Origin of the sequence: Bradyrhizobium sp. LB11.1 (assembly GCF_040549385.1) — a bacterium.
Lineage (GTDB): Bacteria > Pseudomonadota > Alphaproteobacteria > Rhizobiales > Xanthobacteraceae > Bradyrhizobium.
Window position 1 is genome coordinate 358,649 of record NZ_JBEPTH010000004.1, and the last position, 22,635, is coordinate 381,283.

At 65.3% G+C, this 22,635-nt stretch carries 20 protein-coding genes and 1 pseudogene; 11 read left to right on the forward strand and 10 right to left on the reverse strand.

The genetic code is table 11. The features are described 5' to 3' along the window. Positions 1–119: 119 nt before the first annotated feature. The 3 genes from ABIA96_RS13055 to ABIA96_RS13065 form a co-directional block, all read right to left on the reverse strand. Positions 120–1,688: a DUF4403 family protein gene (locus tag ABIA96_RS13055; protein WP_354137454.1), complete on the reverse strand. Its 1,569-nt coding sequence runs from the start codon at positions 1,686–1,688 to the stop codon at positions 120–122. 138 nt (positions 1,689–1,826) lie between these two features. Further along, on the reverse strand, positions 1,827–2,465 hold the full coding sequence (locus tag ABIA96_RS13060; RefSeq protein ID WP_354137455.1) for a Vgb family protein: 639 nt from the start codon (positions 2,463–2,465) through the stop codon (positions 1,827–1,829). A gap of 27 nt (positions 2,466–2,492) precedes the next feature. Beyond that, positions 2,493–3,713 carry a winged helix-turn-helix domain-containing protein gene (locus ABIA96_RS13065; RefSeq protein ID WP_354137456.1) on the reverse strand — a complete coding sequence of 407 codons (1,221 nt, stop codon included), beginning with the start codon at positions 3,711–3,713 and terminating at the stop codon, positions 2,493–2,495. A gap of 99 nt (positions 3,714–3,812) precedes the next feature. Here ABIA96_RS13065 and ABIA96_RS13070 point away from each other — a divergent pair, with 99 nt between their 5' ends. Together ABIA96_RS13070 and ABIA96_RS13075 are read left to right on the forward strand one after the other, a co-directional pair. Further along, positions 3,813–4,598, forward strand: a complete 786-nt coding sequence (locus ABIA96_RS13070) for a DUF899 domain-containing protein (RefSeq protein ID WP_354137457.1) — start codon at positions 3,813–3,815, stop codon at positions 4,596–4,598. Beyond that, positions 4,595–4,864: a hypothetical protein gene (locus tag ABIA96_RS13075; RefSeq protein WP_354137458.1), complete on the forward strand. Its 270-nt coding sequence runs from the start codon at positions 4,595–4,597 to the stop codon at positions 4,862–4,864. The genes ABIA96_RS13070 and ABIA96_RS13075 overlap by 4 nt, the downstream gene beginning before the upstream one ends. 95 nt (positions 4,865–4,959) lie before the next feature. Here the strand turns inward: ABIA96_RS13075 and ABIA96_RS13080 are convergent, their stop codons facing one another. Beyond that, a complete protein-coding gene (locus ABIA96_RS13080; RefSeq protein ID WP_354137459.1) occupies positions 4,960–5,298 on the reverse strand; it encodes a GIY-YIG nuclease family protein in 339 nt (112 codons plus the stop codon). Between the two features lie 227 nt (positions 5,299–5,525). Beyond that, positions 5,526–6,221: a L,D-transpeptidase gene (locus tag ABIA96_RS13085; protein ID WP_354137460.1), complete on the reverse strand. Its 696-nt coding sequence runs from the start codon at positions 6,219–6,221 to the stop codon at positions 5,526–5,528. Positions 6,222–6,495: 274 nt separating this feature from the next. Here ABIA96_RS13085 and ABIA96_RS13090 point away from each other — a divergent pair, with 274 nt between their 5' ends. The 3 genes from ABIA96_RS13090 (at position 6,496) to ABIA96_RS13100 (ending at position 9,087) form a co-directional block, all read left to right on the forward strand. Continuing rightward, positions 6,496–7,548, forward strand: a complete 1,053-nt coding sequence (locus ABIA96_RS13090; RefSeq protein ID WP_354137461.1) for a glycosyltransferase family 4 protein — start codon at positions 6,496–6,498, stop codon at positions 7,546–7,548. A gap of 33 nt (positions 7,549–7,581) precedes the next feature. Beyond that, the gene (locus ABIA96_RS13095) at positions 7,582–8,271 is read left to right on the forward strand and encodes a class I SAM-dependent methyltransferase (protein ID WP_354137462.1); all 690 of its coding nucleotides are present in this window, start codon (positions 7,582–7,584) and stop codon (positions 8,269–8,271) included. 156 nt (positions 8,272–8,427) lie between these two features. Further along, positions 8,428–9,087, forward strand: coding sequence for a hypothetical protein (locus tag ABIA96_RS13100; protein ID WP_354137463.1), 660 nt, complete (start codon positions 8,428–8,430; stop codon positions 9,085–9,087). Positions 9,088–9,374: 287 nt separating this feature from the next. Here the strand turns inward: ABIA96_RS13100 and ABIA96_RS13105 are convergent, their stop codons facing one another. Continuing rightward, positions 9,375–11,039 carry an aminotransferase class III-fold pyridoxal phosphate-dependent enzyme gene (locus ABIA96_RS13105; RefSeq protein ID WP_354137464.1) on the reverse strand — a complete coding sequence of 555 codons (1,665 nt, stop codon included), beginning with the start codon at positions 11,037–11,039 and terminating at the stop codon, positions 9,375–9,377. 35 nt (positions 11,040–11,074) lie between these two features. Here ABIA96_RS13105 and asd point away from each other — a divergent pair, with 35 nt between their 5' ends. Beyond that, positions 11,075–11,938, forward strand: a complete 864-nt coding sequence (asd, locus tag ABIA96_RS13110) for an archaetidylserine decarboxylase (protein ID WP_354137465.1) — start codon at positions 11,075–11,077, stop codon at positions 11,936–11,938. A gap of 69 nt (positions 11,939–12,007) precedes the next feature. Further along, positions 12,008–12,571: an NUDIX hydrolase gene (locus tag ABIA96_RS13115; RefSeq protein ID WP_354137466.1), complete on the forward strand. Its 564-nt coding sequence runs from the start codon at positions 12,008–12,010 to the stop codon at positions 12,569–12,571. Positions 12,572–12,783: 212 nt separating this feature from the next. On the opposite strand, the gene ABIA96_RS13120 is transcribed toward ABIA96_RS13115, so the two are convergent. Together ABIA96_RS13120 and ABIA96_RS13125 are read right to left on the reverse strand one after the other, a co-directional pair. Next, entirely contained in the window at positions 12,784–14,157 is a 1,374-nt protein-coding gene (locus tag ABIA96_RS13120) for a FecR domain-containing protein (protein ID WP_354137679.1), read from the reverse strand. Positions 14,158–14,346: 189 nt separating this feature from the next. Then, a pseudogene (locus ABIA96_RS13125) lies at positions 14,347–14,631 on the reverse strand (DUF2147 domain-containing protein); the annotation flags it as partial. A 220-nt stretch (positions 14,632–14,851) separates the two neighbouring features. Here ABIA96_RS13125 and ABIA96_RS13130 point away from each other — a divergent pair. Beyond that, the gene (locus ABIA96_RS13130) at positions 14,852–16,045 is read left to right on the forward strand and encodes an extensin-like domain-containing protein (RefSeq protein ID WP_354137467.1); all 1,194 of its coding nucleotides are present in this window, start codon (positions 14,852–14,854) and stop codon (positions 16,043–16,045) included. 227 nt (positions 16,046–16,272) lie between these two features. Here the strand turns inward: ABIA96_RS13130 and ABIA96_RS13135 are convergent, their stop codons facing one another. Further along, complete coding sequence (locus tag ABIA96_RS13135; RefSeq protein WP_354137468.1) at positions 16,273–16,623, reverse strand: DUF6665 family protein; 351 nt, start codon at positions 16,621–16,623, stop codon at positions 16,273–16,275. Positions 16,624–16,677: 54 nt separating this feature from the next. Further along, complete coding sequence (locus ABIA96_RS13140; protein ID WP_354137469.1) at positions 16,678–17,313, reverse strand: TetR/AcrR family transcriptional regulator; 636 nt, start codon at positions 17,311–17,313, stop codon at positions 16,678–16,680. A 197-nt stretch (positions 17,314–17,510) separates the two neighbouring features. Between ABIA96_RS13140 and ABIA96_RS13145 the strand changes: the two genes are divergently transcribed. From ABIA96_RS13145 to ABIA96_RS13155, 3 genes are all read left to right on the forward strand, one after another. Continuing rightward, a complete protein-coding gene (locus ABIA96_RS13145) occupies positions 17,511–18,812 on the forward strand; it encodes an HlyD family secretion protein (protein ID WP_354137470.1) in 1,302 nt (433 codons plus the stop codon). Between the two features lie 29 nt (positions 18,813–18,841). After that, a complete protein-coding gene (locus ABIA96_RS13150; RefSeq protein WP_354137471.1) occupies positions 18,842–20,428 on the forward strand; it encodes a DHA2 family efflux MFS transporter permease subunit in 1,587 nt (528 codons plus the stop codon). Positions 20,429–20,821: 393 nt separating this feature from the next. Continuing rightward, positions 20,822–22,621, forward strand: coding sequence for an ABC transporter ATP-binding protein (locus ABIA96_RS13155; RefSeq protein WP_354137472.1), 1,800 nt, complete (start codon positions 20,822–20,824; stop codon positions 22,619–22,621). The last annotated feature ends 14 nt before the right edge of the window (positions 22,622–22,635 follow it).

Sequence of the window (22,635 nt, forward strand, 5' to 3'; positions counted from 1 at the left end):
TTATCCTCGCGTGTCCCCTACGATTCCGTCAGCACCCTCGCTCGAGGTTGCGAGAAACAGCTTAGCACCCTCCGATGAGAATGCCAGTGGCGCGCACGGGGCAGGCGCGCGAAGATGCACTACATCCCCGACAGCTTCGTCACGTAGACGTTGAGTGTACCGCCGGCTTCGGCGACCACGCGCAGTGTCTTGGAATCGAAGGCGATGTCGGCCAGCGTGAGGCTGCTGATATTGGCCTCGACCTTGACGCCGTCCTCGCTCTTCTGAAAGTCGGCAATGACGCCTGCGATCTTCTCGCGCGCGTTGGCGGCGATCGGTTTGAGATCGAGCGTCGCCTTCTGCACCAGCGCCTGCTGCATCTGCGGCACCACCGCGCGGGCGGCCGCACCGAGCAGGCCGAAGGCGGCCTCGGACTCCACCGCGAGCTGGATGTCGGCGAGCCGCAGCGTCTGCTGCGCCTGATCGAGCATCGGCCGGCCCCAGATGTGCACGGTCGCCTCGGCGCCAAGCCCGAGCCAGCTCTTCTTCTCCTTGGCGCGCACCAAAAGCGAGATCAGAAGCCGCTCACCGGAGGGAACGACGTTGACGTTCTTCACCGTGACCTCGACCGGACCGGAGCCATCCTCGGGATAGGTGTGGCCGACCATCTGTGCTGCGATCAGCTTGTTGATCTCGGTGAAGGGCACGTCGATGGGAATGCCGATGTTCACGCCGGTGCCGGTCGGCGGGACGATCGAGATCTTGTCGGGGAACGGGCAGTCCGGCTTGGTCTGCGTCGACGTCACGCGCGTCTCGGCTTCGAGGCCGAGCAGCAGCGTCACGTTCTGCGCGTCGACGCGCGGCTGCGCTGCGATGGCGCGGGTCGGCTTCATCTCGAGCCAGAGCGGCGGCAGCGCAGCCGAGGAACCGCCACCTTGCAGCGGGATCGAGCGGCAGGCCTTGGCCCATTGCACCTTCGCGTTTTCGCGCAGGCTGGGGTCGTTGCGGATGCGCTCCGAGACGACGTTGAGCTGATCGCCGACCGTCTTGTCGATCAGCGGCTTCACCTGCGCGGGCACGTTGACTTTGGCGCCGGCGACGTTGAGGTTGGTGTCGCCGAGATTGACCTGCGCGCCCAAATTCGGCTCGAGATGCCAGGCGGCCGCTAGTTTTGGCCGCGAGGTGACGACGACATTGCCCTTGATCTCGGCGCTGGCGTTCAAATTCTTGATGTTGACTGCGCCGATCCGCTTCGCCGCGTCGCCGCCGAGCACGCTGCCGAGCGCATCGCCGAGCGCGCCGGTGGCTTTCGCCGACAGCGATCCCGTCACGTTCAGCTTGCCGCTGATCGGCGTCGACAGCGTCAGCACGTCCTTGTCACCGGTCGCCGACATCGGTCCGCGGACGGCGGTCCAGCCGATATCGGCGTCCTGCAAGATCTGCGAGATCGGGTTCTCGGCCTTGCCGGCGAAATTGCGCGGCGAGGCCTTCTCGGCCTGGTCCCGGATCGCCGACAGCGCGATCGCCACCGGCGCCACCACGATCGAGCTCTTGGACACCGGCGGCAGCGGCGGCAGTTGCGCGACCGGCGGCGCGGGATTGGTCGCGCGCGGCGACAGCCAGTCCATCGCCTTCAGGCTGATGAAAAACGACGCCACGAGCACCGCGACGGCAATCAGGACAGTCTTCAAGTTCAACGTCAGACGCATCGATCCCCCAGGCTGCCCGGGCCGGAGTTTATAGGGCAGGCGAGAGGGGCGCTAGAGCGCACCGATGGGGTGGAATTGCGGCAAATGGGTTAACGGCTGCGGCCGTGGCGTGTCCGTCTGTTCAGGCTGTCATCGCGGCTAGCCGCGCCTGGGGCGGCGCACAGCTCTCACCTTGCCAGCGGCGCCGCCGCCACAGAACAGGCGATCACCGCCGTCGGACTCCAACCCTGAAACCATCGTCCCGGCGGGCAGGTCGAGCTGTTCCAGCACCTTGCCCGTCTTGGGATCGATCCGCCTGATGTCGCTGTCCTCGCCTTCCCAGGTGCCGTGCCAGAGCTCGCCCTCGACCCAGGTCACCCCGGTCACGAAGCGCTTGCTCTCGATGGTGCGGAGAACCGTCCCCGTGTCCGGATCAATCTGATGGATCTTGCGCTCCCGGTATTGCCCGACCCAGAGTGAACCTTCGGCCCAGGCCAATCCGGAATCACCGCCGCCGCCGGGCGCGGGGATCGTGGTGAGCACCTTGCCGGTCGCCGCGTCGATCTTCTGGATGCGATCTTCCGCGATCTGGAACAGGTGGCGACCGTCGAACGCCGTGCCCGCATGTGCGGCGACATCGAGCGACCGCGCGATCCTGCCGTTGGCCGGATCGACCGCATTCAGCCTGTCGCCGGACGCGAACCAGACATGGCTGCCGTCATAGGTGACGCCGTGCACGGCCTCGACGCCCGGAAAAGGGCCGTACTCCGTAACAATCTCTGCGGCGGAACGCTTCATCTGCTCGATCCCTGTGATGCGACCAACCTACGCCTTCAGGAGCGGTCCGGGGAGTAACAAGCCTGTCGGGAAACCCGGAACGGGCGGGGTCATCCAGCGCCGCGCCCTTCCGTGTCCGAACGACTGCACCTTGTTCGATTTCGCCAGCTCTTCGAGGGCCCGCTGCACCGTGCGCGGGCTGATTCCAAGCGCGAGCGCGAGCGCCGAGCTCGACCACGGCTCGCCGTCGGCGAGAATGGCGAGGACGGCGGCGTGCTTTTCCTCGACCGGCCGCGCCAGCACGAGGACGTCGCGCGTCTTCCGCGGCGCCAGCTCAAAGCCCAGCTTCGTCGCTCTGATGTCGGCCAGCGGTTTGAGCTGGGTGCGGAGCCGCCCAATCTCGACGCGCAATCGCGCGCGGTGCGACTCGTCGACGTGCCTTGCCTGAAACGCGCCCGATATCAACGCCTCGCGCGAGACATCCGCGGGCCAGGCCTGCGCCAGCAGCCGGGCGAGCGCGAACAGCACGGGCCGCGTTCCCAACGACACGGCAACGCCTTGCCTGCGCAAGACATGATGGAAGGTGTCGACGACGAGCGCTGCCGAGGTCGCCAGTCTTTCGACCTCTCCGAGCAACAGCGGGTGTTCGCTGCCGCGCGCGATCAGGCGCGCTGCCGGCGTGTTCAGGATGTGGCTCGCGCTGTCGACCTCGGCCACGAGCGCCGGGATATTTGACTGCCGCGCTGCGCCGGCCGCGCGGTTCAGCGCCGCGCGCGCATCTCTTGTTTTCAGCCGCCTGATGGCGATGCCGGCGACCACGAGCTCGCGAACGACCTGGGATGCAGGCGGGAGCGGGGAGGCGCTGATCCCGGCCAGCGTGCGCTCGGCCTCGTCGACGCGCCCGAGCAGGAGCAGACGGCGGGCCTCGATATGGCCGGCATGCGCGGCATTGGCGAGATCGCCATGGCTTGCGAGTGTCGCCCGCGCCGTTGCGAGAGTCTTGGCCGGCCAGCTGAGGTCGCGCAAGACCAGCGCGATCTCGGCCTCGGCCACCACGCATCTGGCGCGCGCGACCGCTTCTCGCGGACCGAAGGCGCGTGCGGCGCTTCGCAACAACGTCTTGGCTTTCGCGAGATCGCCGAGCTGCGCCATCGCGATGCCGCGCAGCGCGAGCGAGGGTGCATCGCTGCGCAACGCCACGCGGTTCAGGGCGCCGAGCGGATCGCCGGCTTCGAGCGCACGCGCCGCGGCCGTGATCAGCGACTCCATGAAAATCCCGCCACACTTGTTACTCCCACCACGCAACCGTCCGGTGGCAGAAATCGTTCACGGCCGACAATGTGCGGTGAGCGAGAGGTTTGGAGAGCCATGATGACATCAGCAGAGAAAGCAGGAACTAACGGACAGCCCGCCATGCAAACACCGCCAGTGGTGTCGCCGCAGGACTGGGAGGCAGCCCGTCAGCAACTGCTCGTGAAGGAAAAGGCGCATACCCGCGCCCGCGATGCACTCGCCGCCGAACGCCGGCGCATGCCGTGGATGGAAGTCGACAAAACCTACGCATTCGAGGCGCCCTCGGGCAAGGCCAGTCTGCTCGATCTGTTCCAGGGCCGGCGCCAGTTGATCCTGTACCGGGCCTTCTTCGAGCCGGGCGTGTTCGGTTGGCCCGATCATGCCTGCCGCGGCTGCTCCATGGTGGCCGACCAGGTCGCCCATGTCTCGCATCTGAACGCCCGCGACACCACGTTGGTGTTCGCCTCGCGCGCGCCGCAGGCCGATATCGCGCGGCTGAAGCAGCGAATGGGCTGGAACATCCCATGGGTCACCATCACCGACAGTTTCGATGCCGATTTCGGCGTCGGCGAGTGGCACGGCACCAACGTGTTCTACCGCGACGGCGAGCGCATCTTCCGCACCTATCTGATCAAGAGCCGCGGCGACGAGCAGATGGGCGGCACCTGGAACTACCTCGATATCACGCCGATCGGCCGCCAGGAGGTCTGGGAGGACTCGCCGGCCGGCTATCCGCAGACCCCGACCTACAAATGGTGGAACTGGAACGACAGCTACGAGGTGGGTGCGGCACCCGACAAGAAGTGGGTCGAGGTGTCGGACGCCGGCGAGATCGCGCTCCGCACGCCGGGCGCGCAGTGAGCGACGTCCATCCCGCCCTCGCCAGCCGTGACCGCAGCGAGACCGCATCCCACCTCGCCCGATGGCTGGGTCTTGCGGCCACGCCGACATTCGCGATCATGGCCGTGCTGACGGCCGTGCTCGGCGGCGGTTCGGCGGACATGCTCTGCTCCGCCGGACACGGGCTGTCGCTGGGCGGGATGGTGCCGATGTATCTGCTGATGAGCGCGTTTCACTCGGCCGCGTGGCTGCGACTGATCTCGGGACGGCGCTTGAGGGTGGAGTAAGCCTAGGGTCTGTCCCGCGCCCGCCTCGTCCTTCGAGACGCCGCTGGCGCGGCTCCTCAGGATGAGGCTCAACTGCCGTCCAGCGAGCCGCACACTCAGACCTCATCCTGAGGGCCCGCCGTAGGCGGGCGTCTCGAAGGATGATGAGATCCGCGCTTTGCCAATTCCTGGAGCTCGGCAAAATCACCGCGCATGAAGGCCTCCTTCTTGGCGCGACTCCATTTCTTGAGCTTGCGCTCGCATTCGATCGCGTCGGTGATCCGATCGAATCGTTGCGCGAAGACGAGCGTCACGGGCCTGCGCGACTTTGTGTAGCCGGCAAACGTGCCAGCGTTGTGTTGCGCGACTCTGATTTCGAGCTCGGTCCGCGTCGTGCCGATGTAGTAACTGCCATCGGCACATCTGAGAATGTAGAGGTACGCGCCGTCTGCCATCGTGCCCGCCCCATCCTTCGAGACGACCGCTTCGCGGTCTCCTCAGGATGAGGCTAACTGGCATTCGATGTTCGCTGCAAGCATGTATCCGCACACTTCGCCCTCATCCTGAGGAGCCCGCCCAAGGCGGGCGTCTCGAAGGATGGCTACGATCGCCAAAGCCAAACGAAAACAGCCCCGGGTTCGCCGGGGCCGTTCGTAATGTCGTTCGCGTATGACCGTCTCGCCTACCGAAGCTCCGCGCGCCGCTCGGTCATCGGCAGCACGATTACCTTGGTGCCGACGTTGACGCGGGAGTAGAGGTCGGAGACGTCGTCATTGGTCAGTCGGATGCAGCCGGAGGAGACGTGCTTGCCGATCGTCTCGGGGGCGTTGGTGCCGTGGATGCGGTAGACGGTGCCGCCGAGATACATCGCGCGTGCGCCGAGCGGGTTGCCGGGACCGCCGGCCATGTGGCGCGGCAGATAAGGCTGGCGCTGAATCATTTCAGGCGGCGGGGTCCAGTCCGGCCACTCGGCCTTCTTGGTCACCGACTGCGTGCCGGACCATGTGAACCCGTCACGTCCGACGCCGATGCCGTAGCGGACCGCCCGGCCATTGCCGAGCACGTAATAGAGATAGGTGTTGGGCGTATCGATGATGATCGTGCCCGGGGCTTCACGTGTTGCGTAGCTGACGGTCTGGCGGCGGAAGCGGGCCGGCATTTCGACGGCGTCCTGATCCTCGGGCGGCGCGGCCTGATCGGTCGGCGCCTGATAGGGCTGGTACGGCTGCGGCCCGGTCATCGCCGGCAGCGGCTGGAAGAACGGAAACAATTGCACGGGCGCGGCCTTGGCCGGGCCGGCGAATGCGATTGCGGTCACAGCCACTGCACTGACAGCAACGGCGCGCGAGAACGTCTTGAACGTGTCCAGATTGAACATTGGTCGCCCCTGTTTGCGTGGTGTTTCTTGGTCACCCCGGCACCGTTTCGGTGCTCCGTTGCCCAATTCACTAGCGGCAAAAAGTTTCGGGACGTTTGCTCGGAAAACCGAAAACGGTTTCGTCGCGGCAAGGATTGTTTCATGACAGTTTCGTGGCCCGGCGAAGCCGTTAACGAACAAAACAGCGCGCCGACACTTATGTGACGTCACACGCCTGAAATATCCGTGGTTGATGGTCCTAAGCCGAGAATCATCAAACTCTCGGGATTTCCCCATGCGGGTATTAATCGCGACTGACGCCTGGCATCCGCAGGTCAACGGTGTGGTCCGGACGCTGACCTCGCTGGCGGCCGCCGCCAAAGCCCTCGATGTCGAGATCGACTTCCTGACGCCCGATGGCTTCAGGTCGTGGCCGCTGCCGACCTATCCGGGCCTGCGCGTGGCGCTGCCGACGGGTAAGGAGATCGCGCGGCGGATCGAGAAGGCCGCGCCCGAAGCGCTGCATATCGCAACCGAAGGCCCGATCGGCTGGGCCGCGCGCGCCTATTGCCGCCGCAACGGCCTCGCCTTCACCACGTCCTACACGACGCGCTTTCCGGAATACGTCTCGGTGCGGACCGGCATTCCCGATGCCGTCGGCTATGCCGTGCTGCGCCACTTCCACGATGCCGCCGCCATGACCATGGTGGCGACGCCGTCGCTGCGGCAGGAGCTCTCCGGGCGCGGCTTCAAGCGGCTCGGCTTCTGGGGGCGCGGCGTCAACACCGAGCTGTTCCATCCGGGCGCTCCGGCAAGGCTCGATCTGCCGGGCCCGATCTTCATGACCATGGGCCGCGTCGCGGTGGAGAAGAATCTCGAAGCGTTCCTCGCGCTCGATCTGCCCGGCACCAAGGTCGTTGTCGGCGACGGTCCGCAGAAGGCGGCGCTTGAGAGGAAATATCCGGAGGTCGTCTTCCTCGGCGAAAAGAAGGGCGCGGATCTGACCGCGCATCTCGCTGCCGCCGACGTCTTCGTGTTCCCCAGCCTCACCGACACGTTCGGTGTTGTGCAACTCGAAGCGCTCGCCTGCGGCACGCCGGTTGCGGCGTTTCCGGTGACGGGCCCGAAGGACGTCATTGCGGATCATCCCATCGGCGCGATCGACAACGATCTGCGCGCCGCCAGCCTGCGCGCGATCACCATGTCGCGCGAGACCTGCCGCAACTTCGCGCTGGAGCGTTCCTGGGAGAACAGCGCGCGCCAGTTCGTCGGAAACCTCACGTCGCTTCAGCCCAGCCGCATCCTGCGCGCATCGCCGGTCATGGCGCGGCGGCCGGTGCGCGGCTGATCCTTCCTTTGACCCACAGCGAGAACCTCATCGATGGCTAAGATCATGAACCTTGACGGCACCCAGCAGCTGGACCTCACTCGTGGCACGGTCGAGCAGGCTTATGATCGCTGGGCGCCGGTCTACGACCTCGTGTTCGGCGGTGTGTTCGCGAAGGGCCGTCAGGCCGCGATCGCGGCCACCAACAAGATCGGTGGTCGTGTGCTCGAGGTCGGCGTCGGCACCGGCATCTCGCTGCCGCTCTATGCCCCGAACCTGCGCATCTTCGGCACCGATATTTCGGAAGCGATGCTCGACAAGGCGCGCCAGCGCGTCACCGAGGGCAATCTGAAGAATGTCGAGGGCCTCGCGGTGATGGACGCCGAGAAGCTCGAATTTCCCGACAATTCCTTCGACGTCGTGATGGCGCAATATGTCGTCACCGCGGTGCCGAATCCGGAAGTCGCGCTCGACGAATTCGCCCGCGTGCTGCGTCCGGGCGGCGAGCTGATCATTCTCACCCGCGTCAGCGCCGACACCGGCATGCGCCGCTTCATCGAGCAGAAGCTCCAGCCGGTGGTGCGTCCGCTCGGCTTCCGCACTGCCGAGTTCGCCTGGTCGCGCTACGCCAAATGGCTCGCCGGCGCGGAGGGAATCGAGCTCGCCGAGCGCCGTTTGATTCCGCCGCTGGGTCATTTCTCGCTGGTGCGCTTCCGCAAGGTCGACGTCGCCAAGGCAGCTTGAGCCAGGCTGCGAGAGAGTGGCGGTTTCGATCCGCCGCTCACGCGTTCGCGTGCGTCATCGCGTCGCTGCACATCGTCATATGACAAAATGATGATGTCACACGACCTACATCGAATCTCTGTAAATCCCTTACCCGAAAGCATTTTGGGGAATAGCATGATCAAGAATTATCTCGAGCAGCTGCGAATCCAGCGCTGGGACGACCATCGCTACTATCACCACAGCCGCATCAATCAGAGCCTGCACTTCGTCAGCGCGTTGAGCTTTCTCTTCGCCTATGTCTGGCTGTTCGTCGATCCCATGCTCTCCGCGCTGGTCGGCTGGCTGGTCTCGATGACCTCGCGCCAGGCCGGTCACTTCTTCTTCGAGCCGCACGATTTCGACCACATCAACCAGGCGACCCACGAGTACAAGGAAGACATCAAGGTCGGCTACAACCTTCAGCGCAAGGTGGTGCTGATGGCGATCTGGGCGGCATCCCCGCTGGTGCTGTTCGTCGATCCCACACTGTTCGGCCTGTTCACGCCCTGGGCGAGCGCGACCGACTTCATGCGTCAGGTGGCGAAGATCTGGCTCGTGATCGGCGGCGGCGGTCTCCTGTTCCGCACCGTGCATCTGTTCTTCATCCGCGACGTCGAGACCGGCCTCGTCTGGATGACCAAGATCCTGACCGACCCGTTCCACGATCTGATGCTCTATCGTAACGCTCCGTTGGCGCTGATGCGCGGCGAGCTGATGGATCCCGGCCTGCACCTCAAGCCCGAGCATACGCTGGGCTTGATCTCCGGGCCCACGCTCGAAGAGCAGCGCGCCTGATACGGCCGTTGCCCAGATCGCGAATGTCTATGGTTTACGTCATGCCCGGGCTTGTCCCGGGCATCCACGTCTTGGGGGCTTCTTCTTCGCCTCTCCCCGCCTGCGGGGAGAGGCCGGAGCGCATCGCAGATGCGATCCGGGTGAGGGGGGCTCTCCGCGGGGGTATTGCTAGCGAGTTGTCCGCCAACTTTCACCGCGCACGCGGAGAGTCCCCCTCACCCCGACCCTCTCCCCGCAAGCGGGGCGAGGGAGAAGCGCGGACGGTGTTCGGGGAAAAGGCGGTGGCCTCAGCGCCCGAAGCGCCTGGCCAGCATCTCTTTCAGGATCTGCCGCTTGATGTTCTTGTTGGTGAGCACGCCGTCGTGCCACCAGAAGCCATCCGCCTTCATCTTCTCGGCCGCGCGGACGAAGCGGTCGGCGACTTCGCTGAAGTCGGCGTCGGTGTAGTTCAGGCTGAAGATCAGCCGTCCCGTGCCAACCCAGCTCAGCGACAGGCCTTCGGCGCGCAGGTAATATTGCAGCATCCAGTTGTAGCGGGACGGAGTGGTGTATTTCACCGTCCAGATCGACGAGAAGTTGGCGAACCGGACCGGCAGCTCGGCATCGGTCATCATCTGGTTGAGCTTTTGCGCGCGGCCGTTCCAGCTCGCATCCAGGCCGTCATAAATAGCGCGGAAGTTCGGGCTGGCGAGCCGGCTCAGGAACTCGTCCATCGCCGTCATGACATAGGGATGCGAGTTGAAGGTGCCGCGGGCGAAGCAGATGTCGGCGGGACGATCGTCTCGGAAACGGCGCATCAATTCGCGTCTGCCGCAGACCACGCCGACCGGCAGGCCGCCGGCGAGGCTCTTGCCGTAGGTCACCATGTCGGCCTTGACGCCGAAATATTCCTGCGCGCCGCCGGCGGCGAGGCGGAAGCCGACGAAGACTTCGTCGAAGATCAGCACGATGCCGCGCTCGGTGCAGACCTCGCGCAGCTTCTTCAGCCAGTCGGTGTAGGCCGCGCGATCGAAATTGCCGCCGCGCGAGGAATCGACCAGCGAGGAATCGCCAGGCGCGTTGCCGTTCGGATGCAGGCCCTGGAGCGGGTTGACCAGCACGCAGGCGATGTCCTTGCGCGTGCGCAAGACATGCAGCGTCTTCTCCGACATCTCGGAAAGTGTGTAGGTCTCGTGCGCGGCGATCGGGTTGCCGACGCCGGGCTGCACGTCGCCCCACCAGCCGTGATAGGCGCCGGCGAAACGAACCAGATGCGTGCGCTTGGTGTGATAACGCGCGAGCCGCACCGCCTGCATTACGGCTTCGGTGCCGGACATGTGGAACGAGACCTCGTCGAGGCCGGAGATCTGGCAGAGCCGCTGCACGTTCTCGAGGATGACGGGATGGTAGGGGCCGAGCACCGGACCGAGCGCATGCGCGCGCTTCTCGGAGCCCTCGATGCACTCCTTGTAGAAGTCGTTGCCGAAGATGTTGACGCCGTAGGACCCGGTGAGGTCGTAGGACGTGTTGCCGTCGACGTCCGTGACAGTGACGCCGCTCGACGATTCCATGAAGGTCGAGGTGCCCAGATGCTCGCGAACGAGACGCGAGAACGGGAATGGCACGCGGTAGGTTTCGGTGAAGTTGAGATCGGAAATCGTCTCCGCCGCTTCCTTCGTCATCGCGCGACCCTTGGGGTAGCGATCGGCGTAGATACGGGCGAGACGGAAGAAAGCGTCCTTGCGCTGCATCACCACATTGTCAGGCGCGCCGTCGCAGCCGAAATATTTGTCGCCCTCGAACTCGTAGAACGGGAGCAGCTTTGCTACCCGGCGCGACATCTTGGAGTGGCCGGCGAGCGAGCGGTGCTTGGCACGGGACAGCGCGATGCGCGCCTTGATCTTCGGGAAGGCGGCGGCAGCGGACGCTGCGGCGGCCACGGAAAATGAGAGAATCGGGAGTGTCGTTTCCATGACAACAAGCGCTAATACTGCGAGCTGACAGATTCATGACAGTCAAAGCCCTCATCGCTTCTTTCACCCAGCAGGAAGACCTCAACTTCCTGTTGACCAACCGCATCCCCCGCGCAGCGCTGACCCGCTTCATGGGCTGGTTCTCCAAGATCGAGAACCCGCTGGTGCGGGACGGCTCCATCGCGCTGTGGAAGCTGTTCTCCGACCTCGATCTGTCGGAGGCGAAGAAAGACCATTTCAGGAGTCTGCACGACTGCTTCACCCGGGAGCTCAAGCCGGGCCTGCGGCCGTTTGATCCGGATCCCTTGGTGGTTGCGAGCCCGTCGGACGGCATCGTCGGTGCCCACGGCCGGATTGCCGACACCGAGCTGTTCCAGGTCAAGGGCGCGCCCTATTCGCTGCTCGATTTGCTTGGCGATCCCGCGCTGGTCGAGCAGCACCGCAACGGGAGCTTCGTCACGCTGCGGCTGACTTCGAGCATGTATCACCGCTTCCACGCACCGTTTGATGCGCATATCGAGCGCGTCACGCTGATCCATGGCGACGTCTGGAACGTCAATCCGATCGCGCTGAAGCGGGTCGAGCGTCTGTTCTGCAAGAACGAGCGCGCGGTGATCCGCACGCATTTGTCGACCGGCGAGGCCGTGACGCTGGTGCCGGTCGCAGCGATCCTGGTCGCCAGCATCCGCCTGCACTTCCTCGACATGGTGCTGAACGCGCAGACCAAGGGGCCGGTTAATTTCCCCTGCGACGTCAACGTGACCAAGGGCGAGGAGCTCGGCTGGTTCGAGCACGGCTCGACCATCATCATCCTTGCACCCGGTGACTTTTCGTTCTGCGACGGCATTGCTGAGGGGACGCGCATCCGGGCCGGTCAAGCCTTACTTCGGCGGAACTAGTCTTCAATCCGCCGTGTCGGGCGCCTATATCGTCTGCGGGGACCAGTTGACGACACGACGGGAATTATGATGGCACGGGCGCCGGCGATGGCGGCGGGTGGTATTGTGCTGCGGCGTTGGGACACGCCGCTGTTTGCCATCGTACGTCAGCGCAAGCGCAATGAATGGGTTTTGCCCAAGGGCAAGGTCGACGACGGTGAGACTCCGGAGGAGGCCGCACACCGCGAGGTGCTGGAGGAGACCGGCCACGACGTCATCGTGCACGAGTTTCTGGGCACGATCGCCTACCAGTCCGGCGGCCCTATCAAGATCGTGCATTTCTGGCGCATGGAGGCCGGGGGCGATCCCGTTCGCAAGCTGATGAACGACATCAAGGCGGTCGATTGGCTGACGCTGGACGACGCGCTCGCACGCCTGTCGCGCGAATATGAGCGCGCTTTCCTCACCCAGGTTGGCCCGATCGCGATTGCCGCGGCAGGCCTCGCATCGTCACCCGGGCCGGAGCCGGCGCTGGCCGCCGACGATGTCGATGCGGCCTTGCAGACTCTGACACCGGCTGAGGTCGCTTCCGTCGACGAGCTGCCGCACGGCTTGCTGCAGAAGGTGCGGGCCTGGTTGCGCGGCGAGGCGTAGGCGCTCCGCGGGCCCGGAATCGTAGGGTGGGCAAAGCGCAGCGTGCCCACGATACCGATGACGTGGGCACGGCGCTAACGCGCCTTTGCCCACCCTACGATACTGTCATCGTTGAGGGACTCTGGATCGCTTCACTTCCGCCGTCGCTCTTCGAGCTATGGCGGACAAGCCGCTCGCAATGACGGAGGAGGGAGCGAGCCGAGCCCTCCCATCTATCGCCTCTTCTTTTCCTTCGGCGCCGGAGCGGGCGCAGTTCTGCGCGGCGCGGTTGGGCGTTGCGCGGCGGGCAGGTGCTGCTGCAGGCCGGGCTGGCGTGGTGCGGCGCCTTGTTGCGGCTGGGCGGCTGGCTGTGTGCCGGGCTGCAATCCGGTGCGCGGCGTTTGCAGTTGTGGCGTCGTGCCCGGCCGAGGCCCGACCGCGCCGGGCGCTTGCGGAGATTGTCCGCTGCGCTGTGGCCGCGTTTGTGGCGCGACGCCGGTCTGCGTGCCTTGTCCGGTGCGCGGCTGTCCCATGCCTGGCTGCGCGGCGCCGCCTTGACCTTGCCGCCGCGGCTGTTGCGTTCCCTGGCGGTTCGGCGCACCCGGCTGCGGCTGACCCGGACGGATCTGACCCGGCTGGCCGTTCGGTCGCTGCGGCTGTTGGCCTGGCGCCGTGTTCGGACGCAGTTGCTGTTGCTGCTGCGGCTGCGCCGGCCGCGGAATCCGGCTGATCGCGGCCGGATTGGCGCGGCGGAAGTCGCGCTGCTCGGTGACGATCTGGCGGCCGGTGGTCTGGGCCGCGTGCACCTGGCTGACGAAGCCGCGGTCGCGCGCAATCTGCTGCGGCGGGATCGTGATCGGCACCGCGGCAAAGCGCATGCCGCCCGGGCCGGCCGCACCGGGCCGGATCGCAAACCCGCTCGATCCTTGCGTCAGTGCGCCAAGGCGCGTGCCGCTGGCGCGGTCGTTGACCTCGATATGCCCAACCCGGCCATCGGCGTCGGGATAGAGCTTGATGTTGACGTTGTTGGCGCTGGTCGCGGCCGCGCCCTCGGGCACGTCGACGACGCCGGTGGTGCCGCGAATGCCGAGCGTCGCGGTCGGGGTTGCGATCTTCATGTCGCCGGTCTTCGCCACCGCAGCCGCGACGAAGGCGACCGTGCCCTTGCCGATGTCGAAGATCGCCGAGTTCTGCTTGCCGCCGTCCTCATAGACGTAATTGTCGATGGTGATCTTGGCGCTGGCGGAGAGATTGAATGTGGTGGCGTCGTTGAAGGTGATGCCGAGCGACGAGTTCGACGACGTCTGCACGACGTCGTTGAGATAGATGTCGTCGCGCACTTTCAGCGGATAGGAATTCCTGTCGCGGATCACGGTCGCGATTCCCGTCACGGTCGCGACGTTGCCGATCGGCTCCACGGCGGCGGGCTGCGCATCGGCCGCCGGCGCAGGTGAGCCCGATGGGTTCGGAGAGGGCGCGGCCGCCGGCTGTGCCTGCGGCTGCGCTTGCGCGAGCTCGATCGCGTTGGACGCGCACGCGTGGTCCGCGCCGGCGAGCGGCAGCGCAAGCAGCGGCAAAGCAAACACGACGCGGCGCCAAGCCACCATCAATGCCACGAATGAGGTCCCGGTGAGAAACACGAGGCGAGATCGGCCGATATCAGCCGGAGCTGGCTGAATGGCGGATGAACGTCTGTCGCATGGGACGGGCGAATGTTCAAACGCCACGTCCCGGTGTCCAGGGACGTGGCGCCATCCTGAGAACAAGAACGTTTGCCAGCGGCGAGGCCGTCGGCGTCAGCTCACCCGCTTCCAGATCTGGCCGCCGCAGAACATGCCGCCGAAGGCGCAGCCCTGCACGCGCATCGCGTTCGGGCCCTTCATGGCGATCGTCGAGTCGTAGTTGCGGCCGGAGTCGGGATCGTGGATGCGGCCGCTCCACTTGGCGCCGTCGGGCTTCATGTTGATCAGGATGCGCTCATTGCTCTTCTCGGCGAAGCCGCAGAGATTAGTGCCGCACTGCTCGACGCGCACATTGCCCTTGTTCTCTTCGGTCGCCCACACGCCGAGCGGCGTGTTCGCGCAGCGCGCGCGAGAAGGACGACGGTTCTCCGGATCCCGACAACCCCGGTCTTGTCTGCCACGACTTCAAGATCGGCGGCATCACTGGATCGGACTTCTCGAATTTCCGATGCCGCTCCCTTATTACCGGTCGGGTGCTCGATGCACGGCCGGTATGGTTAAAGAACACTGAAATCGATGCGCTAAAGAGTCCTTAAGTAAATTCGCCGAACGTGCGCGCATGACGCGCGGAGTTCGTTTGTATCTCGTCGGCTCCATCGTCCTCGTTTCTCTCGCGGGTTGCGGACGCGGCTTGTTCCAGGCCGAACGCGAACCGTGGCGGGCCGAGGCAGAAGCGGCGTGCCTGAAATCGGGCGCCGTGAAGGAGAGTTCCGACATCGTCCGGATCGAGCCGATCTCCGGCCCCGGCATGTGTGGCGCCGAGTTTCCGCTGAAGGTCGCCGCCATCGGCGAAGGCTCGAGCAGCTACGGTTTCGCCGATGAGGATCTGCGCCCGCCCGGGAGCATCGGCAATCAGCCGCGCTGGCCCGTGAAGCAGCCGCAATCGAATTATCCGACTTCCGGCTATCCGCAGCGGTCGAACTATCCCGAGAGCGCGGTGCGCCAGCCCTCCGGCTATGGCGCGTCCTCCGGCCCGGTGTCGCTCAGCGCGCCTGGCGTGGCGCCGCAGGAAGACGAGATCGACCTGCCGCCCGAAGGCACCGACGCTGCGGGCGCCGCGCGTTACATGAATGCACCGAGCTATCCGGCGCGACAGCCGGCGCCTTACTCGCAAGCGCCGACACAACAGGCGCTGCCGCGTCTTGGTCCGGCACAAGGCAATCCCGTCAGCGCTGTCGGTCCGGTCGCGGTGAAGCCGGCTGCGACGCTGGCTTGTCCGATCGTCTCCGAACTCGACCGCTGGTTCGCCGACAGCGTGCAGCCGTCGGCGATGCGCTGGTTCGGCGCCCGCGTGGTCGAGATCAAGCAGATCTCCGCCTATTCCTGCCGCGGCATGAACGGCAACCCGCACGCCCATATTTCCGAGCACGCCTTCGGCAACGCGCTCGATGTCGCCGCCTTCGTGCTCGCCGATGGCCGCCGCATCAGCGTGAAGGACGGCTGGCGCGGCATGCCGGAAGAGCAGGGGTTTCTGCGCGACGTCCAGTCGGGCGCGTGCGCGCATTTCACCACCGTGCTCGCGCCGGGCTCGAACGTCTATCATTACGATCACATCCACGTCGACCTGATGCGCCGCGCCAGCCGCCGCCTGATCTGCCAGCCGGCCGCAGTCTCCGGCGAAGAGGTCGCCGCGCGGGCGGGCGGGCGTAGTCCTTATGCGAACAACCGCGATGCTTCCGTTACGGGCTCGCTCGGTGCACGCAAGAGCAAGCACGAGAAGATCAACGAGGAAGACGCGTTCTCGGACGACTAGACGGACACAATCCAAAATGCCCGCCGAATGAGAATGATCGCTCCGCGGCCGGCTTCCTGAAGCCGGCCGAGTTCGATGAGGCCGCTGACCAGCTTGTCGCAGGGCCACATCTCAGCGTCCGTAGTTGGGAGCGCGCCGCAGACACGCATCGTCCGCGAAGCCGAGGCGGTGCTGGCGCGCAATCGACTGGGCGACGTTCTCTTCGTCAGCCACGGCGCCGTCGGTGATCAGGACCCGAGTTTTGCGCCGTCCGTCGACGGCGCTGGCGCCAGCCCCATGCACAGCTGCACTTCGGCCGGGACGTTGTAGGTCCGCATGATATGGCGGGTGTCGCGCAGGCCGGTCGCCTCGCGTTGCACCACGAACATCCAGAGTGCCTGTCCCGCTGCCGTCACCAGCTTGCGCCTGGCGGGCTGCATCGCGGCCGGCGTCTCCGGGAGCGCATGGGCGGCGTCGAACGCGCGCAATTGCGCAAGCGTCTGTTCGAGCGTGCGGCCCATCCGTCCAAGCGCCGAGGCCTGTTCCTGGACGATCTCATAGTGAAGGATATCGACCGGCGGGCGAAGATCAGGGGACATGGTACTTAATATAGTGCCGCGCGCCCCGCATGCGCAACGCGCGAACCGCTGCCGTTACTTCGCCTTGTAGGCGGCCAGGAACATCCGCGTCGCACTGTCGATCACTTCGCTCATGCGCTCTTCCGACGGCGGCGGCGCGGCCTGGAAGACGAAAGGCAGGAAGAGCGAGGCCTTGCACAGCTCCATGAACTGCGAGGCAGCAAGGTCGCAATCGTCGATCGCGAGATCGCCGGGAGCGACATGGGCTTTGAGATATTCGGACAACCGGCTGATGGTCTTGTCCAGCACGCGAAAATAATAGCGGCGGCCGACGTCGGGCATCCGCTCGGCGATCGCCATCACGGTGCGGATCGCCGATCCGCCGCCGGGCCGGCAGAGCAGATGAAGATAGGCCGCGCCGAAATCCCTCAGCGTGGTCTCGGCATCGCGCGCGGGGTCGAAATTGAACACAACCTGGCCGTGCTGGAGCGCTTCTTCCTCGAGGATGGCTTCGAACAGCGCGGACTTGTCGGCGAAGTAGACGTAGAGCGTGCCCTTGGAGACGCCGGCCGCGCGCGCGATCTCGCCCATGCTGGCGCCGTCAAAACCCAAATCCATGAATACCTTACGGGCGCCGTCCAGAATCTGGCGCCGCTTCGAGCTGTCCTCGTCCGGGAATGCGTGCAATTGTTCGCGGTTGGGTGCAACCATTGGTTTAGGGTCTCGGAAGGTTTTGGACCGGGGCTTGGACCATGAAACGTAAGTAAAGGATTCGGGCCAGTAGGGTCCCGCCCGGAATATTAAGTACATTGACCGAACCGTTCGGTCAATGGTATTTGGAATGGGCGAGCGGGAAAGCGGCCGTGCGACGGCTGCCCCGGATCGCGTTTTTTGTTGGGGAGGCCTTTATGGCCACATCGAGAGATCAGGCTGCGCGCGTGCTTCGCCAGGAAGCTGGGGAGACGGCGAGCGGTGAAGCTGCGACAGGGACATCCGCAGTCCTCGCCGATCAGTTGCGGTCTCATGTGGCCGAAGAAACCAAGCGCCGCACCAATGAGGTGCCGGAGAAGCCCGTGACCGACCAGCCGGCCTCGACCGTCCCCGCCGCTGCCGCGCCGAAATCCGGCAAACGCAAGTTTATCATGATGGGCGTCGGCGTGGTGCTGGCGCTCGCGGCGGCAAGCTATGCCGGCTACTACACGCTGGTCGGCCGCTTCTTCGTTTCCACCGACGATGCCTATGTCCGCGCCAACAACACCATGCTGGGCGCCCGCGTTTCCGGCCATATCTCGTCGATCCTGGCCAGAGACAATACGCTGGTGCATGCCGGCGACACCGTGCTGCGCATCGACGACGGCGACTACAAGATCGCCGTCGACGCGGCCGCGACCCGGATCGCGACCCAGCAGGCTACCATCGACCGCATCGGCCGCCAGATCGCGGCGCTCGACAGCCAGGTCGCGCAGGCCAAGGCGCAGCTCGTCTCTGCCGAGGCGGGCCTCAAGCGCGCCGATCTCGACTATGAGCGTCAGCAGGCGTTGAGCAGCAAGGGCTTTGCCTCGCGCGCCACGTTCGAAACTTCGGAAGCCAGTCGTGACCAGGGCGCCGCCGCGGTCAAGGCCGCGCAGGCCGCCTACGACGTCGCGATCAGCAATGTCGATGTCGCCAAGGCGCAGCAGGCCGAAGCCCAGGCGCAGCTCGCCGAGCTCAAGACCGCGCTCGCCAAGGCCGAGCGCGATCTCGCCTTCACCGCAGTGCGCGCACCGGTCGATGGAATCTTCTCCAACCGTCTCGTCAGCGCTGGCGACTTCGTTGCCGTCGGCCAGCGCCTCGGCAACGTCGTGCCGCTCGACGACGTCTATATCGACGCCAATTTCAAGGAGACCCAACTCAAGCGCATCCGTCCCGGTCAGCCGGTGACGATCAAGGTCGATGCCTACGGCATGCGCAAGTTCAGCGGTCTCGTCGACAGCATCGCGGCGGGCTCGGGCTCGGTGTTCACGCTGCTGCCGCCCGACAACGCCACCGGCAACTTCACCAAGATCGTGCAGCGCGTCCCGGTCCGCATCCGCGTGCCGAAGGCGGTTGCCAGGCAGAACCTGCTCCGCGCCGGCATGTCGGTCTATGCGACCGTCGACACCAACAAGGGTGCCGCCGATGCCGATAGCGAGATTGATCTCGACGATTCCACCATGATCCATCCGCAGTAAGCGCGCGACCGGCGCTGCGAGGTCAGACCATGGCGACCGCCACGACTGCTTCACCTGCCATGATGGCGGCCGCCGCTTCGGATCGCATCGCGCCGAAGCGGCTGATCGCCTTCATCATCATGGTGTTCGGGATGTTCATGTCGATCCTGGACATCCAGATCGTCTCGGCATCGCTGAGCGAGATCCAGGCCGGCCTGTCGGCGAGCTCGAGCGAGGTCTCCTGGGTCCAGACCGCCTATCTGATCGCTGAAGTGATCGCGATCCCGCTGTCGGGATTCCTGTCGCGCGCCCTCGGCACGCGGATGCTGTTCGCGATCTCGGCGGCCGGCTTTACGGTGTCGAGCCTGCTCTGCGGCTTCGCCACGACCGTCGAGGAGATGATCCTCTGGCGCGCGCTTCAGGGCTTTCTCGGCGCCGGCATGATCCCGACGGTGTTTGCCTCGGCCTACACCGTGTTTCCGCGCTCGAAATTCCACATCGTCGGTCCGATTATCGGGCTGGTCGCGACGCTGGCCCCGACCATTGGCCCGACCGTCGGCGGCTACATCACCGATCTGATGTCGTGGAATTGGCTGTTCTTCATCAACGTCGTACCCGGCATCGGCATCACCTTGGGAGTGCTCGCGCTGGTCGATTTCGACGAGCCGCATTTCGAGCTGCTCAACCGCTTCGACTGGTGGGGCCTGATCTTCATGGCCGGCTTCCTCGGCACGCTGGAATATGTGCTGGAAGAAGGCCCGCAATATGAATGGCTGCAGGACACGACAGTGGCGATCTGCGCCTGGATCGGCGTCGTCTCGGCGATTGCCTTCTTCGTGCGCGTCTTCACGGCGGAGGAGCCGATCGTCAATCTGCGTGCTTTCACCAACCGCAATTTCGCGGTCGGCTCTACGCTGCAATTCTGCATCGGCATCGGCCTCTACGGCCTGACCTACATCTATCCGCGCTATCTCGCCGAGGTGCGCGGTTACAGCGCGCTGATGATCGGCGAGACCATGTTCGTCTCGGGCATCACCATGTTCCTGGTCGCCCCGCTGGTGGGCCGGCTGATGGCGAGCCTCGACATGCGCTACATGATCGCGTTCGGCCTGATCGTGTTCGCGATCGGCTCCTACCAGATGACCTGGATCACGCGCGATTTCGATTTCTACGAGCTGCTCGTGCCGCAGATCCTGCGCGGCATCGGCATGATGTTCGCGATGGTGCCGACCAACAACATCGCGCTCGGCACGCTGCCGCCTGACAAGGTGAAGAATGCCTCCGGCCTGTTCAACCTGATGCGCAATCTCGGCGGCGCGGTCGGGCTTGCCGTCATCAACACCGTGCTCAACGACCGCACCGACCTGCACATCGCGCGCCTCCAGGATCGCGTGACCTGGGGCAACACGACCGCGACCGAAACCCTGACCATGCTCCAGCAGAAGTTCCAGGGCCTCGGCGACTCGACGCTGATGGCGCTGAAGCAGCTCAATCAGATCGTGCACCGCCAGGCCGTGGTGATGAGCTTCGGCGACGCGTTCTTCATTCTGACCCTGTTCTATCTGAGCCTCAGTGTGCTGGTCACACTGCTGAACAGGCCGGCCTCGCCGTTTGGCGGCGGTGGCGACGCGCATTAGGCGGGCCACAAGCGCGGCATCGTCGCCCGGCTCGACCGGGCGACCGCGCACCAAAATGCAACACTCGTGCGTGATCTCGCGCGGGGCCCGTTGCAAATTACGAATCACACATCTATAAAGCGCACCTCATTCAATCGAACCGGGGAGGGATTTGCATGATTTCGTCGTATTCGCAGATCGTGTTTCCGCGCTCGATGACGGTCTGGCTCGGTACGTCTTCGGCCTGTTAGAGGCCGCTTCCGCCAGCTTCGATTGGGCCAGGGTTTCGACCAAACGCCCCGATCGCTTCGCTTCCCAAGTCAAATTCAGTTTTAAGTGACGCCGTCTCGGCCCTTTCGGCCGGCCTGCGTCCATCGATGGAGCCGGCCCGCGGCAAAGCGGCCGGATGACGCCATGACCGCATTGTCAAAAAAGCCCGCGGCTATTCGCGTGGTGCTGCCCTTCGTTTTCCGCCACTGGGTGAAGCAGCCGGGGCGCACGATCGCCATGGCTGGCAGCCTGTTAGGCGCGACCGTCGCAGATCTGTTCATGCCGGTGTTTTCCGGACATTTGATTGACGCGCTGACGCGCGGCCCGTCCGATGCCGATGCGCGCCACGCCGCGCTGGTGGCGTTCGCAGGCATCGTCGCGCTCGGCGCGGCCTCGATTGTGTTGCGCCTGACCGGCCTCCAGATCATCGTGCCGTTCACGCTGAAGATCATGTCCGACGTCGCGCAGGACGCCTTCCTTCGCGTGCAGCGCTTCTCGACCGACTGGCATGCGAACTCCTTCGCCGGCTCAACGGTGCGCAAGATCACGCGCGGCATGTGGGCGCTCGATTTGTTGAACGACACCATCCTGCTGGCGCTGCTGCCGTCGCTGGTCGTGCTGATCGGGTCGATGATCCTGCTCGGCGTGCACTGGGCCTCGCTCGGCGTGGTGATCGCGCTCGGCGCGCTCGCCTATGTCGTCATGATGGTGCTGTTCTCGACGCGCTACATCGCCCCCGCCGCGCGTATCTCCAATGCCTGGGACACCAAGGTCGGGGGCACGCTGGCGGATGCGCTGACATGCAATGCGGTGGTGAAATCCTTCGGCGCGGAAGCGCGTGAGGATGCGCGGCTTGACCGCGTCATCAGGCGCTGGCGCGTGCGAGCGCGGCGGACCTGGCTTCGTTACAATTACACGGCCATGGCGCAGTTCTCGCTGCTGCTATGCCTGCGCGGGTCCGTGATCGGCGGGGCGGTGCTGCTGTGGATGTACGGGCATGCCTCGCCGGGCGACGTCACCTATGTGCTGACGAGCTATTACGTCATCCACGCGTACTTGCGTGACGTCGGCATGCACATCAACAACCTGCAGCGCTCCGTCAACGACATGGAGGAGCTGGTTGCGATCCATGACGAGCCGATCGGCATCGCCGATGCTGCCGACGCGCGGCCGATCGTGATCGAGGATGGTGAGATCGTGTTCGACGACGTCACCTTCCTCTATGGCGGCCATCGCGCGCCGCTGTACGACGGGTTGTCGGTCAAGATCCGCGCCGGCGAGCGTGTCGGTCTCGTCGGCCGCTCCGGCTCCGGCAAGACGACCTTCGTCAAGCTGGTGCAGCGGCTCTACGACGTCACCGGGGGCCGTGTGCTGATCGACGGACAGGATATTGCGAAGGCGGCGCAGCAATCGCTGCGCAGCCAGATCGCGATCGTGCAGCAGGATCCGATCCTGTTTCACCGCTCGCTCGCCGAGAACATCGCCTATGGCCGGCCCGGCGCCAGCCTCGAGGCGATCGAGCAGGCAGCGCGGCTGGCGAATGCGCACGACTTCATCCTGCGCCTGCCGAAGGGCTACGGCACGCTGGTCGGCGAGCGCGGCGTCAAACTGTCAGGCGGCGAGCGGCAGCGCGTGGCGCTGGCGCGCGCCTTCCTGGCGGACGCGCCGGTGCTGATCCTGGACGAGGCGACGTCGAGCCTCGATTCGGAATCGGAGGCGCTGATCCAGCAGGCGATGGAGCGGTTGATGAAGGGCCGCACCTCGATCGTGATTGCGCACCGTCTGTCGACGGTGCGCAGCCTCGATCGCATCCTGGTGTTCGACCGCGGGGAGATCGTCGAGCAGGGCACGCATGTCGTGCTCGCGGGCAGGCCCGGCGGCATCTATCGCAGCCTGTTCGAGCGCCAGGTGGTGGAACTCGGGCATATCGCGGCAGCGGAATGAGACGCGCGGCGGCG

Bases quoted from the DNA above. Each gene is read 5' to 3' on its own strand.
- ABIA96_RS13055 (WP_354137454.1), bottom strand. From the start codon at position 1,688: ATGCGTCTGACGTTGAACTTGAAGACTGTCCTGATTGCCGTCGCGGTG.
- ABIA96_RS13060 (WP_354137455.1), bottom strand. From the start codon at position 2,465: ATGAAGCGTTCCGCCGCAGAGATTGTTACGGAGTACGGCCCTTTTCCG.
- ABIA96_RS13065 (WP_354137456.1), bottom strand. From the start codon at position 3,713: ATGGAGTCGCTGATCACGGCCGCGGCGCGTGCGCTCGAAGCCGGCGAT.
- ABIA96_RS13070 (WP_354137457.1), top strand. From the start codon at position 3,813: ATGATGACATCAGCAGAGAAAGCAGGAACTAACGGACAGCCCGCCATG.
- ABIA96_RS13080 (WP_354137459.1), bottom strand. From the start codon at position 5,298: ATGGCAGACGGCGCGTACCTCTACATTCTCAGATGTGCCGATGGCAGT.
- ABIA96_RS13085 (WP_354137460.1), bottom strand. From the start codon at position 6,221: ATGTTCAATCTGGACACGTTCAAGACGTTCTCGCGCGCCGTTGCTGTC.
- ABIA96_RS13090 (WP_354137461.1), top strand. From the start codon at position 6,496: ATGCGGGTATTAATCGCGACTGACGCCTGGCATCCGCAGGTCAACGGT.
- ABIA96_RS13095 (WP_354137462.1), top strand. From the start codon at position 7,582: ATGGCTAAGATCATGAACCTTGACGGCACCCAGCAGCTGGACCTCACT.
- ABIA96_RS13100 (WP_354137463.1), top strand. From the start codon at position 8,428: ATGATCAAGAATTATCTCGAGCAGCTGCGAATCCAGCGCTGGGACGAC.
- ABIA96_RS13105 (WP_354137464.1), bottom strand. From the start codon at position 11,039: ATGGAAACGACACTCCCGATTCTCTCATTTTCCGTGGCCGCCGCAGCG.
- asd (WP_354137465.1), top strand. From the start codon at position 11,075: ATGACAGTCAAAGCCCTCATCGCTTCTTTCACCCAGCAGGAAGACCTC.
- ABIA96_RS13115 (WP_354137466.1), top strand. From the start codon at position 12,008: ATGGCACGGGCGCCGGCGATGGCGGCGGGTGGTATTGTGCTGCGGCGT.
- ABIA96_RS13120 (WP_354137679.1), bottom strand. From the start codon at position 14,157: ATGGTGGCTTGGCGCCGCGTCGTGTTTGCTTTGCCGCTGCTTGCGCTG.
- ABIA96_RS13130 (WP_354137467.1), top strand. From the start codon at position 14,852: ATGACGCGCGGAGTTCGTTTGTATCTCGTCGGCTCCATCGTCCTCGTT.
- ABIA96_RS13135 (WP_354137468.1), bottom strand. From the start codon at position 16,623: ATGTCCCCTGATCTTCGCCCGCCGGTCGATATCCTTCACTATGAGATC.
- ABIA96_RS13140 (WP_354137469.1), bottom strand. From the start codon at position 17,313: ATGGTTGCACCCAACCGCGAACAATTGCACGCATTCCCGGACGAGGAC.
- ABIA96_RS13145 (WP_354137470.1), top strand. From the start codon at position 17,511: ATGGCCACATCGAGAGATCAGGCTGCGCGCGTGCTTCGCCAGGAAGCT.
- ABIA96_RS13150 (WP_354137471.1), top strand. From the start codon at position 18,842: ATGGCGACCGCCACGACTGCTTCACCTGCCATGATGGCGGCCGCCGCT.
- ABIA96_RS13155 (WP_354137472.1), top strand. From the start codon at position 20,822: ATGACCGCATTGTCAAAAAAGCCCGCGGCTATTCGCGTGGTGCTGCCC.